The following is a 12,897-nucleotide window of genomic DNA, read 5'->3' on the forward strand; positions in this document are numbered from 1 at the left end:
ACCTCCACCCTCTCCCCGCCCCCGGGTAAGGGCCCCCGCCACCCTTCCGTGTCTACCGATAGTCGCTAAAGGACGTCTCGTAACTCGGTGAAGGGCGTTGCCCGGCAAAGGTTCTGGGTGTCACCCCGCGAGGATGATGTTGTGGAGATGAGCGATGCCGGATGCGGTGTCGGCCAATGTGTGGGCGGCGCGGCGGTAGTCGCGCAGGATCTTGAAGCACTTCATGCGGGCCAGGGCGTGTTCGACCTGCGCTCGGACGGTGCGGTGTTGCTTGTTCAGGTCGGCTTTCCAGTCGGGTAGTTCGCTGCCGTCGGCGGGTTTGCGGTACGGGATGATCACGTCGGGGTTGCCGCGGTAGGCGCCGTCTGCCATGACTGGCCGTCCGGTCAGTTTCTGGTCGATGCCGCTGGTGCGGTAGACGATGGTGTCGTTGCGGTTGCCGGGTTGCGGGTCGCCGAGGGCGACGACGAGGCGGGTGTGGGCGTCGATGGCTACCTGCAGGTTCGTGCTGTAGCGGTAGTTCTTGCTCGGGGTGGTCAGGCGATGGTCCCGGGTCGGGATGAGGGTGCCGTCGACGATGGTGATCTGGTCGACCCGACGCCGGCGCCCCGGTGCCAGAGCGAGCAGGGGGCCGAGGGTGTCGATGACCCGGTGCGCGGCGGAGTGCGACACCCCGAACAGCGGGCCGATCTGCCGCATCGTCAGGTTCGTGCGCCAATACGCGGCGACCAGCAACACCCGATCGGCGAGGTCGAGAGACCACTGCCGGCCCGGCCGACCGTCAGCGATCGCGTCACCGCCACGCTCGGCGACCAACCGGACCAGCCTGCGGAACTGGGCGGGCTGCAGCCCGGTGAACGGAAAGATCCACTCCTGGCGGGCCGCCGAGATCACCTGCACCCCGACATGATCCACCATGGATCAGCCACCGAGTTACGAGACGTCCCTTAGGAATCCTTCGGTGTATCGGCGACGAAGACACCGATGCCCATGCGGCCAACCAGTTCGCCAAGCTCGATCATGGAGTCCAATGCGCGCCTGACCGTTACGTGGCTCGTGTCGTACTCCTCGGCGAGGAGTCGCGCGGAGGGAAGCTTGCCTCCCGGTGGGTAGATGCCAGCTCGTATCTTGGCGCGGAGATCCTCCCTGATCTGGCGCCAGAGCGGCTGGGCATACGGCATGTGATCAGCGAAGCAGCCAACGCCGACGTCATGTATAGCTACCCCTGCCTACCTTTACAGGCTTTATAGGTCTGCTACGCTCGCCCCCAACCGGAACGGCAGCCGGGGAGGGGGCATGGGTAGGCGGTGGAAGTGGTTCTTGCGGCCGGGGAGGGTCGCGGTTGACCTGGTCGGGCAGGTCGTACCGGATGGCGACGTGCGGGGGCGCGGCGGTCGGCCGGGCGCACCTGACGTCGTACCCGATGGGTGGGTGACGTCGCGATGCGACGGCGCGGTCGTGTACGAGTGGCCCGAGCGGCGGCGGGCGGCTCCGACGCGGAACCGGCGCGCGGACCGCTACGACCCGCGGCCGGCCGGCGAGCGGACCGCCGGGCAGTGCCGGGGGAGCGGCCCGGCGGAGGGGCGGGGATCGGATGGCTGAGGACATGGGGTCGACGGTGCCGCGCCGGCAGCTCGGGCGCGCGCTGCGGGAGCTGCGGACCCAGGCGCGGATGACGCTGGACGGCGCGGCGGACGCGTTGCAGTGCAGCCGCCAGAAGATGTGGCGGATCGAGACGGGCCTCGGCGCGGTGCGCGGCCTCGACGTGCGGGCCATGTGCGAGCTGTACAGCGCGACCCCCGAGCTGACCGCCGTGCTGACCGGCCTGGCCCGCGAGACGAAGGCGAAGGGCTGGTGGCACGCGTACGGCGACACCATCCCCGACTGGTTCGAGCTGTACGTCGGCCTGGAGGCCGCCGCCGGCCGGCTACGGGAGCACGACGACACCCTGATTCCCGGGCTTCTGCAAACCCCTGGCTACGCGGCCGGCGTCTACCGGCACCGGTCACGCATGGCCGACGACGAGTGGGAGCGGCTGGTCGAGGTGCGGCAGCGACGGCAGGCGCTCCTGCGGCGACGGCTGCCCCCGCCGCCCCGGCTCGACGTCATGCTTTCCGAGGCGGTGCTGCTGCGGGTCGTCGGCGGCCCAGCGGCGATGGCGGAACAGCTCCGGCATTTGGCGGAAGTTGGCCGGCTGCCCCACGTCTCCATCCGGGTCGTGCCGCTGGCCGCCGGCCTGCACTTCGGTGCGGTCGCCGGATCCTTCGTGATTCTCGATTTCCCGCTCGGCAGTCGCGTCGAACCCGAGCCGTCGGTGGTCTACAGCGAGTCGTTGACCGGCGCGCTCTACCTCGACCGGAAGGAGGAGTTGGCCGCCTACGAGCGGATCTGGGCGAGCCTCGACTCGCTGGCCCTCGATGAGGGGCAGTCCCGACAGTTGATTATCAAGATTTCCGAGGAGGTCCACCATGGCTGACCTGACCGGCGCCCACTGGCGCAAGAGCACCCGCAGCGGCGACAACGGCGGCAACTGCGTCGAGGTCGCTGACAACCTGCCCGGCATCGTCGCCGTACGCGACAGCAAGGACCGCAGCGGGCCGGTCCTCACCTTCCCGCCCGACTCCTGGACTGCCTTCGTCCGGGCGGCCAGCTCGGAGCATTGAGGCGCGGCAACGTCCCTCAGCGTCTCAGCGGCGCCGGTCGGTGACGCGGATGGTGAGGACTGTGCCGTCTTGGCCGAGCGACACCACCCCGTCGCGCGGCCGGGACCGCGACCACCGGCGGCGGATCAGCGGTGCCGCCCGGAGGTAGGCCGCGACCTGGCCGTCCGCGAGGTGGCGGTACAGGCTGCTCTCCACGCCCCGAAACACCTCCAAAGCCTTGCCGTTCTGCAGCGGCGCGCGATAGAGGGTGCCTTCCGCACACAGGTCGTCCGCCACGGGCTGCGATGTGGCGGTGCTCTCTGCCCACGACGGGTCCAGCTCGAACAGCCTCAGTTGGCCGGTGTGGGGTTCCTCGTCCCCACGTTGCCGTGGCGTTGCGTAATGACGGGCGGTGGCGTTATCGCCGGCGAACAGCAGTGCGGTGGCCGCCACCGCACGGGTCAGTATCTGTGTGAACCAGCCACGCCGTTCCTCGGGCACGTCGAACACCTCGGGCGCTCCAAGCGGCAGATCGTCCGTCGGGCCCGGGCCGGTGGTGCCGGGTGGCCCGGCGTCCTCAACCGCCGCCGGCCAGGTCCGTGCCTCGTCGGCCGTGGCGGGCCGGGTCCGCCAGTGGTGGTCCTCCGGGCGGCCGTGCAGCAACTCGTCGAAGTCGTCGGGGCCGCCGTCCCACAGCTCGCCATCCCCCGGCGGATCGAGGATGTACGACGTGATCTGACGCCCGGCCAGGCAGGACGCGACCATCAGTGCCGGCGGGCGGCGGCCACCGACGTTCAGCGTTCTCACCTGCACGGCGGCCCGGGCGAGTTGACCGTAGGCGAAGCTTGGCGGCTGATGGGTGCCCTTGCACTCCAGCACCACGATCTTCATCCGGCTGCGACGACCCGAGCTGTGGTGCCCCACCAGGAAGTAGTCCGGGCGCTTCTGGCTCTTGGAGGTGCGTTCCACCGCGCCCGCCCCGTCGATGAACCCTGCCTTCAGCGCCACCTCCGCGTCGACCGCGAAGAAGGTCCACTGGCGGTATTGCCGCTGCAGCACCTTCTTTGCCACCACCAGGGCCAGGCCGATGCCCAACTGCTCGGACTGGGTCACCTTGTGGTGGTACACGAGGCTCTGGGCTGACGGAGTGAGCCCGAGCATGCCGCGTTGCCGGGTCAGCGTCGCGCAGTAGCGGACGTGCGCCCAGTGCCGGGCCACCTGTGCCAGCGGCGACGCGGTCAACAGCGTGGTCGCCACCCCGAGCTCGTGCAGCACCTGCGCCGGACTGGTTCCCACCGTCGGGCCGATCGCCACCGCGACGGGAGCCTTGCCGTACCGGTACGCGTCGTTCTTCACGGCGGCGTCCTTGGCGTACTTCTCGACGGCGTCGACAAGGTGGGGAGAGGATTCGACGACCAGTCTGGACGGTTGGCTGAGGGAACGTACGAGGGATTCGATGTCCATGCCCACCCCCGGTGTTGACATACCGCATGGGTCAGGACACCTAGAGTGATCGAGGGCTGCCAGAGTGTCAATGGAACGACGAACGTGCTCAAGTCCTGCTTGTCGACCGCGGCGCTTTAGGAGCAGCGGCACAAACCCAACGACCCCACGACCACTCCGCACGCCGGGCAGGCGTCCGGGCGAGTCCGTGGGCTGGGCAGCGGCCGGGTGGGTATCGACGGAGTGAGGCTTGCGGGGCGAGGCGGTGCAGCGAGTGCGGCGCGCACTTCGTCCTCGGTCACGGCAGGCCAGCCCGACTTCCGGAGCTTCTGCGTCACCCTACGAATGCTCAGCCTTGGGTGCTTGCCCTGAGCCGCCTTCGCGGCGTCCGCGAGGCGCTGTGACCTCAGCGGGTTCTTCTTGGCCGGGGCGGGACGCCGCTGTGGCTGTCGACGATTCAAGCCTTGCAGCACCTGCCCGACCTGCTCTGCGGTGACATCCGGCCAACCCGAGCTCCGCAGATGGCGGGCCAAGGTGCTGTCCTTCGCACCCGGCATCGTGCTCAACAGCTTGCGCGCGGCTGTGGCAAGGGAGGCCACGGGATGGCCGGCCACCTTGCCAAGTCGGGACTTGCAGGGCATGCACTGACAGGAGGTTCCCGGACGGTGCGGCGCTCCGCCCGTCCCGGACCGCCGCGCTTCGCCTCCGGCACCGCCTGGCGAGTGCGCAGGCGACGCGGTTCCCAGGTCGTCGAGCCAGGAGTCGGGTGTGCGATCCGGGATATCGTCGTTTTCCCAATCGCGGCCGGGATCCGATGAGCCTCGCATCTCCGCGTCGGCGTACCAATCGCCGATCGTCCCTCTGCTGATGATGTCACCCTCCGAGGCGTCGCGGTCGAATAGGTCTGGAGGAGGAGGGGCACCGAGTGCCCAGTCTTGATCGTCGCCATCACAGGGTGGCGCCGCAAGGGTTGATCAGGGCGCTGTACCCCGACCGGAAGGAGGAGTTGGGCCCGTCGTGCCGATTCCTCCGTCGACGGTGGATAGCTGCCTGTCGGGAAGCCGACAGGCGAGCAGATGGTGTGGCGGCGCTTTGGGCCTTTCGTAGGTTGCTCCGTCCGTTGTTGATCTGGTTGTCTTTCCAGCTCAGGCGCCAAAGTAGACGGGGGACCGGGTGTGGTTGCGGCACGCGAGACGACGCTGCAGGAGTTGCTGGAGGGCGCGAAGCAGTACCAGGTGCCGCTCTACCAGCGCACATACTCGTGGACGACGTTGCAGTTGCAGCGCCTCTGGGACGACATCCTGAAGCTGGCCGACGACCGGACCCATGACCCGAAAACGACACACTTCATCGGCTCCCTCGTGCTGGCCCCAAGCCCCAACAATGGGCCGACCGGCGTGGCCGAGTATCTGGTGGTGGACGGGCAGCAGCGCCTCACCACCCTGACCATCCTGCTCTGCGCCATCCGCGACCACCGCGCGCAGCACGAGGGCCCTGTGCATCGCGAGCGGCTCAACCAGCAGTACCTGGTCAACCCGTGGAAGTCGGAGCCGCAGCGGTTGAAGCTGGTCCCCACGCAGGCCGACCGGGACGCCTACCTAGCATGCCTGGACTCCACCCCGCAGGCCGGGGGCGCCGACCCGGTGGGCGCGGCGTACCGGTTCTTCGTCGCGCAGTTGGCCGCCGCCGACGATCCGCTCGACATCGAACGCATCGAGAACGCCGTCATCTCCGGCCTGGCCCTGGTGTCGGTCACCGCCCAGGCCGGCGACAACGTGTACCGGATCTTCGAGTCGCTCAACAACACCGGCCTCCGCCTCACCCAGGCCGACCTGCTGCGCAACTACCTGTTCATGCGGCTGCCCACCCGGGGCGAGGCCGTCTACTCGTCCCTGTGGCTGCCGCTGCAGAAGCAGTTGTCGTCGGACGAGCTGGTCCTGCTCTTCTGGCTCGACCTGGTCCACCGTGACCCGCGGGTCAAGCAGACCGACGTCTACTCGGTACAGCAGGCCCGGCTGAACCGGCTGCGGTCGGAGGAGGAGATCGAGGTGGAGGTGCAGCGGTTCAGCCGCCTCGGCGCGCTGCTCCGGGTCATCCTCCACCCCGGCGAGGAGCAGGACCCGGGCGTACGGCGGCGACTGGAGCGACTGAGCGCTTGGGGCACGACCACCGTCTACCCCCTGCTGCTGCATCTGCTCGACCGCCGCCAGCAGGGCACCGCAACCTCGGAGCAGATCGCCGCAGCGATGCTGTACGTGGAGAGCTTCTTCGTCCGACGCCTGCTGACCGGTCGTCCCACCAACAACCTCAATCGAATCCTGCTCGCCGTGGTCACCGAAATGGGCCAGGACTTGCCGGTGGACGAGGCGGTACGGACCTACCTTTCGACGGGGCGTAAGTACTTCTCAAACGACGCCAGCGTGCGGGGTGCAGTCCGCTCCATCCCGTTCTACCTCAACGGCCGCGCACACCAACGCAAGCTGATCCTCCAGTGGCTGGAGGAGTCGTACGGCAGCAAGGAGCCCGTCGCGCTGGACAAGGCGACCATCGAGCACGTGCTGCCGCAGACCCCCACGACGGAGTGGCGGCAGATGCTCGCCGCCGACCTCGGACCGGAGGAGAATTTCCGCGAGGCGCACGAGGCCCTGGTCCACACGCTGGGGAACCTGACCCTCAGCGGCTACAACTCGGAGCTGGGCAACGACGGCTTCCCGGTAAAGCGCGTCAAGTTGAAGCAGAGCGGGATCGTGCTCAACCAGAAAATCGCCGCGCATGGCCGGTGGGGGCGCCCCGAGATCCACGCCCGCGCCGACGCCCTCGCGGAGCGCATCATCTCCATCTGGCCGGGCCCGACGGAGCAGGCGGCTGAGCAGTCGGAAGAGCCGTGGGAGGTGATGACCAAGGCTCTCGCCGAGCTGCCGGCCGGCTCGTGGACCACGTACGGCGACCTCGCCGCGCTGATCGGTAGCCACCCGGTGCCGGTCGGGGCTCGCCTCGCGACCCACCCGGCTCCGAACGCCCACCGCGTGTTGCAGGTCGAGGGCACCGTCTCGCCGAACTTCCGTTGGCTCGACCCGAACCGCACGGACGACCCACGGGACATCCTGCGCGCCGAGGGCGTGGAGTTCGACCAGTACGGCCGCGCCGATCAGGCGCAGCGCATCGGCACCGAGGAGCTGGCGCAGCTCGCCGGCCTCACGCCGGAGGACCTGCCCGAGCAGCTGCCTGGGCCGCGCTCCGGCGACGACCGTACCTACAGCGAGCGGTTCATCGAACAGGTGACCGCTCTGCAGGGTTCGGCCGTCGCCACCGCCACGCTCGTCGTACTGGAAGTCTGGGTCTCGATGGGCGGCACCCTGCTCTACGGCACCGGCGGGGAAACCTCTTGCTTCCTCATGGCACGCGGCAAGGAGCACGAGCTGGGCAACATCTGGCCGGCGGCGATCTATCCGAGCGGCAAGTTCGAGGTCGTGTTCCAGCACCTGAGCGTGCGCCCGCCGTTCGACGACGTCACCCTGCGCGAGGAGCTGCGCCAGCGCTTTAACCAGCTGCCGGGCGTCGACATCGCCGCCGCCAAGATCGCCCTACGTCCAGGCTTCCCCTTGGCGGTCCTCGCGGACGCCGACGCCCGCGAGGCGCTGCTCGACCATCTCCACTGGTTCTACCAGGTGGCCCAAATGGCTTCTTCGGACAACCTGGCGACCGCCTAGCCGCGACGCAAGGTGCTTGGCAGATCGCCGGCGAGGTCGGCACAGTCTTGGGGTAGACAGGGAGAGGTAGATGCAGCCGGGACCCTTGTGGGTGCCACTATGGCAGTTGCTGGCGGCGATGCCAGGTCAGAACAAGCGGCAACTGCTCGCCGGGCTGCAGCGCATGGGTCTGCACGGGCTTACCACGACCGACGTCAACCGGACGTTGTACGCCAACACAACGACCTTCGATCATGACGGCGCCACACCGCCGCGTTGGCGACTCACTGCAGCCGCATCATGGCACGGGGGAGCGGTTCCTGCCGCTGTGCCGCCGACGCTGCCCCGGTGTTACGTCGGCAAGGAGCCGCGAGCCTGGCAGATTGAGGCGTTGGCCGCATGGCGAGCTCACAAACGGCAAGGCGTGGTGGAGGCAGTCACCGGGACGGGGAAGACAACCGTCGGTGTGCTGGCCGCTGCGGCCGCGGTGGATGCGGGCGAGAGGGTGTTGGTGCTCGTGCCCAGTCGTGAGCTGCTCGACCAGTGGTATGACGTGTTGCAACGTGATCTTCACGGTGTTCTCGTGGGTCGACACGGGGACGGCCACGAGGACACGCTCGAAGACCATTCCATCGTGGGCGCCATCGTGAACTCTGCTGCCAGATATCAGATGCTGCCGCTCGGCATACCGGGCCTGCTGATTGCCGACGAGGTGCATCGCTATGGGACACCCTTCTTCGCGCGTGCTCTCGAGCCGCACTTCGATGGCCGGCTCGGGCTGACCGCGACGTACGAGCGTTCTGATGATGGCTTGATCGACCACCTGGAACCCTTCTTCGGCGGCGTGGTAGCCGACTGCAGCTACGACCGCGGGCTGGCCGACGAGATCTTGGCGCCCTTCCGTGTCGCCTTCGTGGGAGTCGACTTCACTCCAGACGAACAGAAGGCCCACGACGAGTACGACGACCGCGTGAGAAGTCTCCGGCGCCGCCTGATCGTCGACCACGGCTGTCCGACGGAACCGTTCGGTGAGTTCATGGCGATGGTCAACCACATTAGCGCTGGCGGTGAAGGGGACTCGCGTGCGGCCTGGGACGCCCGCAAGTACCTGAACGCTTTCAACAAACGGCGTGAGGTCCTGGCCGAGAGCCGGAACAAGCAGGAAGCGCTTGCCTTCTTGGCGCCGGTCTTGGCCACCGCGGACCGGGGACTTGTGTTCGGCCAAACCATGCGGGGTGCGGAACACGCGGCGGCGGCGCTGCGGGCCAGCGGTGTGCAGGCGATGGAGATCACCAGCGGTATGAACGCCCTGAAACGCAAGCAGCGGTTGGCGGCGTTCAAGGACGGGCAGGCAAAGGTGCTGGCCGCGCCTCGACTCTTGGACGAAGGGGTCGACGTCCCACAGGCGGATGTCGGTGTCATCGTTGCGGGAAGCCGAAGCAAGCTTCAGATGATTCAGCGCATGGGCCGCGTAATCCGCCCGAAAGCCGACCGGCGCCCGGCGACATTCATCATTCTGTACGTCAGAGGCACAGCGGAGGATCCCGACACCGGCGCACACGAAGGCTTTCTCGATCAGATCATCGATGTGGCCCAGGAGATCGAACGGTTTGACCACTTAACGTCTGGCAGGGACCTGCTCGCCTGGCACCTTTCGGGCAGGCTGCCGAAGTGACGTGCAGGCCCTCGCCCTCTGGACCCTGGATGCCGCAACGGCCGGACGGATGCGACCGGTATTGTCCTCCCTGCCCCTTGAAATGTGACGCTGAGATCCCCGCCGTGCCGCAGCCCGCCTTCATTTACAGCTTCTGGCAGAGCTACGACGTCCTGAAAAAGCCGGTCAAGGCCCGTCGTGGGAAGCGTTTGGCGATCGTTTCGCGGTCTGTCCGCACCGGTGGCGTACTCGCGCTTGGGGCGGCCCTCTCACCTGGTTGTTACGTCGGGAGAGCGTCGCAGGTGCAGCCGGCGGGCGGGACACGAGCGCGAGCAGCGAAGCCATGAGCTCAGCCATCGGATCGTGCATCCACGCGGTCCTACCGGGAGCGTGACGTTCGCTGCCGCTGCCGCCGGTCGGCTCTGGCGTCTCGCCGGTCGTCCAGCTCACAACGCGCTCCATCCCGCTGTGCGTGCGAACTCCTCTGCCCATCGCCGCACTCGATCCGCCGGGGCGGCACGTCGATCCGGGTTGCTCGAGCAATCGCACACTCCGTGATCCCAAGACGAAACACTGCGTCATCTGCTCGCGCAACACCTAATCCTTCCAGGAAAAAAGTCGATGCGTGTCGGGAAGATCGCGGCATCAAACATCGCGCATCCACTCCGGACTGTCCCAGGATGACCGCAGCGCGGCGGCCGGGCCATCTTCCGAAACCGGCCGCCGCGCTTCTGACGAGAACCTCGCTGAGCAGCCCGGATGCCGTACCACTGAGCGAAGCTGCGGTGTTCGGGCGGGCGGGTCCGCCTGTGCGGGAAGGGTGGGCGGATTCACCCATCCACGACCAGGAAGGCAGGTAGCGATGAGCGTCCGTAACCAAAGGCCGTTCCCGGAGGGCGGCGGGACGACGTACCGCTCCCGCGCGTACCCCCATCTGCTGCCGTGGCAGGTGCGCGAGCGGCGCTTCCCACTCGCCCGGCTCGGACGCCGCGGCCTGCACCCCGACGAGGTGTACGCCTTCCTCGACCGGGTCGCCGTCGACATGGCCGCCGTCTACGACGCGCTCGCGCAGAGCCGGCGGGAGACTCTGCGGATCAAGGATGCGCTGCGCCGGTGGCAGTCCGAGCAGGCCGAGGGCGGTCGCCGGTTAGCGGACGCTATGTGATCCACCTGCCTGTCGTCGCCGCCGACCTGCCGGCTGGCCGGTCCACGCCACCGAGCATCGCTTCAGATGCGCCCGCAGCTCGCCGGCCCGGCGACCCAGCAGCTACGCCACTCGGGCGACGGCCGTCTTTTAAGCCTCCGGCGTGACCTGGCGGGCGGCCCACCTCTGCGCGCCGCCGATCGGGTCATTCGGGGACTCGCGGTGGCCCGCAGCACGCAATGCGGCTGCATATCGTCGGATATCCGACGGCGGCGCAGCGCCTTGGTGACGTAGGCGGAAACCTGGCGGGCGGGAGTGGCCAGATGCTTGGCAGCACCTGGTACTCCGCCATATGGGTGATCTTAAGGGGCGCTCCTATGTCAACCGGATCAAGGCGGACAGCCTACGATTTTTGCCGGCCCCTGCGAGTCGGTGCATAGCGGGCAACCACTGCTAGGGTGTGAGCCGCGAAACAACGATTGAGTGTCGAGGTGGGTCATGCCGTTTCCTGTGGTTCTCGTGGCCGTTGCCGCGGGAACAGCGGTCGCCAACTTTGTGGGTAACAAGCTTATCGAGAATCAGGCGAAGAAGAAGGTGGAAGACCTGCAGGCCCACCACGATGATGAGTACGCGAAGCACCGAGCCGCCGCTGACTCCACCTCTGCAAAGTTGAGAACGCTGGGTGAGCATCAGAAGTCCGCCCTCGACACTGTGATGCCCCGGATCAAAGCCTTTGCAGAACGGAACGAGCGCCAGTTGCGGATGCGTGAACGCCAAATCATCGAGGAGGGAGAGACTCCCGAAAAACGGGAGATTGGCGCATTGCCCGACGTCTCGGGTCCTGGCGAAATAGCGGCCGCGATGAACGGTGTTGTGTCGGCCGCCGCCGGAGGTGGCCTTAGTGGTGCCGCCTACGCGACCGTGGCGAAGGTAGCCACGGCATCTACTGGAACTGCGATCAAAACTCTGAGCGGCGTGGCAGCAAAAAACGCAACCCTCGCGGCGATTGGAGGCGGCGCCAAGGCTGCGGGAGGCGGGGGTATCGCAGCAGGCGTACTCCGGCTGAACATCATCACCGCGGTTCCGGCGGTCGCGCTCAGCGTAGGCTTGATGATCAAGTCGAAGTCTGACGCTGACAAGGCAGTCGCCAAGTACGATGCAGACGTCAAGGAAGCGGTCGCCAAATACAACCACCGCAACGAGCTGTTTCGCGGCATAGACGAGCGGGTCGGCGAGATCGAGGAAGTCTTGGCGGGGCTCGTGAGTTGCGCAGGCGAAACGATCGACCGCTTGGAACAGGCTGAGCGCGAGCCCGGCGGATTTGACCTCCACAATGATGACCATGCACATCGCCTTCAAGCGGCGCTCCTCGTCGTGAAGGGTGTCGGCGAAGTCGGCGCAACGCCCGTCGTGAATCCTGATTTGACGCTCGACCCCAATGGCGAATTTCTGATGGTCAAGTACCGCAACTACAACCCGGAGAACCCCAATGGCTAACACCCGACCAAAAATGGTCTTTGAAGCGGTGGGCCGGATGGCCGCGACAGCAGACGCCGCCCAGTACCTCATGGCGATTGTCGATGTTGCTAAGCGTATCGACGCCAACATGACGGAGCGCGCCAGAATCGTAGCTGAACGCGACAAGGAGGTCGCCAGAATCAGCGCCGCGAGTCAAGGGTTGCGGGACTATCTGGATCGCGTTTTTGAGGAGCGTCGCGAACTGCATCGAGCCTTCTTCGCGAGGCTTGACAAGGCTATTGAGGACCGCGACGCAGATACCATCCACGCATGCGTCACCGGAATCGTGGAGGTCGCCAAGAACTCTCCCCTCAACAACATCGTGGAACTGCGCACCGTTTGGGCAGACCCGAACGCAGTGATCGAGATTTAGCCTCGGCTTCGACTAGGCCGTGTCTCGTGGATCTTGAGGCCGCGAAGGTATCGACTCTTCAAGTCTCTGATAGACATCGCTAATCTACACATGTAGAGTAAGGCCCATGGAACCGCTTGCCCGCATAGGCAGGGCAACCGTTGACGTCCTGGCCGTCCTGCTTGACTCTGAGCAGCCGCGATGGGGGTTGGAGATTATCAAGGCTACTGGCCGGCCGTCCGGCACGGTCTACCCACTGTTAGACCGCCTAGAGAGAGCCGGATGGGTTACCTCCTCCTGGGATGACCAGGATCGCAAGGGTGCCCGGCGGCGACTGTACGTACTGACGCGTGACGGGGCGACCGAGGCTCGCCGGATCTGCCAACGCGCCGCTCAGCGGAGCACGCTCCGGATCTCCACCATTCGGCCGAACCTGGCCCGATGACAGCATCTCG

Annotated in this window: 11 protein-coding genes; 8 read left to right on the forward strand and 3 right to left on the reverse strand. The window is 67.0% G+C overall.

Annotated elements, in window-relative coordinates; all coding sequences use genetic code 11:
* Positions 1-120 precede the first annotated feature (120 nt).
* Positions 121-900, reverse strand: coding sequence for a transposase family protein (locus tag DER29_RS16525; RefSeq protein WP_121398137.1), 780 nt, complete (start codon positions 898-900; stop codon positions 121-123).
* Positions 901-947: 47 nt separating this feature from the next.
* The gene (locus DER29_RS16530) at positions 948-1,181 is read right to left on the reverse strand and encodes a GntR family transcriptional regulator (RefSeq protein WP_121398138.1); all 234 of its coding nucleotides are present in this window, start codon (positions 1,179-1,181) and stop codon (positions 948-950) included.
* Between the two features lie 413 nt (positions 1,182-1,594).
* Between DER29_RS16530 and DER29_RS16535 the strand changes: the two genes are divergently transcribed.
* Positions 1,595-2,476, forward strand: a complete 882-nt coding sequence (locus DER29_RS16535) for a helix-turn-helix transcriptional regulator (RefSeq protein WP_121398139.1) — start codon at positions 1,595-1,597, stop codon at positions 2,474-2,476.
* Positions 2,469-2,663, forward strand: a complete 195-nt coding sequence (locus DER29_RS16540; RefSeq protein ID WP_121398140.1) for a DUF397 domain-containing protein — start codon at positions 2,469-2,471, stop codon at positions 2,661-2,663. Before DER29_RS16535 ends, DER29_RS16540 begins: the two co-directional genes overlap by 8 nt.
* 24 nt (positions 2,664-2,687) lie before the next feature.
* On the opposite strand, the gene DER29_RS16545 is transcribed toward DER29_RS16540, so the two are convergent.
* Positions 2,688-4,106 (reverse strand): hypothetical protein, encoded by a 1,419-nt coding sequence (locus tag DER29_RS16545; protein ID WP_121398141.1) that lies wholly within the window; start codon positions 4,104-4,106, stop codon positions 2,688-2,690.
* Between the two features lie 1,154 nt (positions 4,107-5,260).
* Between DER29_RS16545 and DER29_RS16550 the strand changes: the two genes are divergently transcribed.
* The 6 genes from DER29_RS16550 (at position 5,261) to DER29_RS16575 (ending at position 12,887) form a co-directional block, all read left to right on the forward strand.
* Complete coding sequence (locus DER29_RS16550) at positions 5,261-7,795, forward strand: DUF262 domain-containing protein (RefSeq protein ID WP_121398142.1); 2,535 nt, start codon at positions 5,261-5,263, stop codon at positions 7,793-7,795.
* Positions 7,796-7,865: 70 nt separating this feature from the next.
* The gene (locus DER29_RS16555; RefSeq protein WP_121398143.1) at positions 7,866-9,449 is read left to right on the forward strand and encodes a DEAD/DEAH box helicase; all 1,584 of its coding nucleotides are present in this window, start codon (positions 7,866-7,868) and stop codon (positions 9,447-9,449) included.
* 841 nt (positions 9,450-10,290) lie between these two features.
* On the forward strand, positions 10,291-10,593 hold the full coding sequence (locus tag DER29_RS16560; protein WP_121398144.1) for a DivIVA domain-containing protein: 303 nt from the start codon (positions 10,291-10,293) through the stop codon (positions 10,591-10,593).
* Between the two features lie 477 nt (positions 10,594-11,070).
* A complete protein-coding gene (locus DER29_RS16565; RefSeq protein ID WP_121398145.1) occupies positions 11,071-12,069 on the forward strand; it encodes a hypothetical protein in 999 nt (332 codons plus the stop codon).
* Positions 12,070-12,082: 13 nt separating this feature from the next.
* Complete coding sequence (locus DER29_RS16570) at positions 12,083-12,463, forward strand: hypothetical protein (protein WP_121398146.1); 381 nt, start codon at positions 12,083-12,085, stop codon at positions 12,461-12,463.
* 106 nt (positions 12,464-12,569) lie between these two features.
* Positions 12,570-12,887, forward strand: coding sequence for a PadR family transcriptional regulator (locus DER29_RS16575; protein WP_121398147.1), 318 nt, complete (start codon positions 12,570-12,572; stop codon positions 12,885-12,887).
* Positions 12,888-12,897 lie beyond the last annotated feature (10 nt).

Source organism: Micromonospora sp. M71_S20 (assembly GCF_003664255.1).
GTDB lineage: Bacteria > Actinomycetota > Actinomycetes > Mycobacteriales > Micromonosporaceae > Micromonospora.

Bases quoted from the DNA above. Each gene is read 5' to 3' on its own strand.
- DER29_RS16535 (WP_121398139.1), top strand. From the start codon at position 1,595: ATGGCTGAGGACATGGGGTCGACGGTGCCGCGCCGGCAGCTCGGGCGC.
- DER29_RS16545 (WP_121398141.1), bottom strand. From the start codon at position 4,106: ATGGACATCGAATCCCTCGTACGTTCCCTCAGCCAACCGTCCAGACTG.
- DER29_RS16565 (WP_121398145.1), top strand. From the start codon at position 11,071: ATGCCGTTTCCTGTGGTTCTCGTGGCCGTTGCCGCGGGAACAGCGGTC.
- DER29_RS16555 (WP_121398143.1), top strand. From the start codon at position 7,866: ATGCAGCCGGGACCCTTGTGGGTGCCACTATGGCAGTTGCTGGCGGCG.
- DER29_RS16570 (WP_121398146.1), top strand. From the start codon at position 12,083: ATGGTCTTTGAAGCGGTGGGCCGGATGGCCGCGACAGCAGACGCCGCC.
- DER29_RS16530 (WP_121398138.1), bottom strand. From the start codon at position 1,181: ATGCCGTATGCCCAGCCGCTCTGGCGCCAGATCAGGGAGGATCTCCGC.
- DER29_RS16540 (WP_121398140.1), top strand. From the start codon at position 2,469: ATGGCTGACCTGACCGGCGCCCACTGGCGCAAGAGCACCCGCAGCGGC.
- DER29_RS16575 (WP_121398147.1), top strand. From the start codon at position 12,570: ATGGAACCGCTTGCCCGCATAGGCAGGGCAACCGTTGACGTCCTGGCC.
- DER29_RS16560 (WP_121398144.1), top strand. From the start codon at position 10,291: ATGAGCGTCCGTAACCAAAGGCCGTTCCCGGAGGGCGGCGGGACGACG.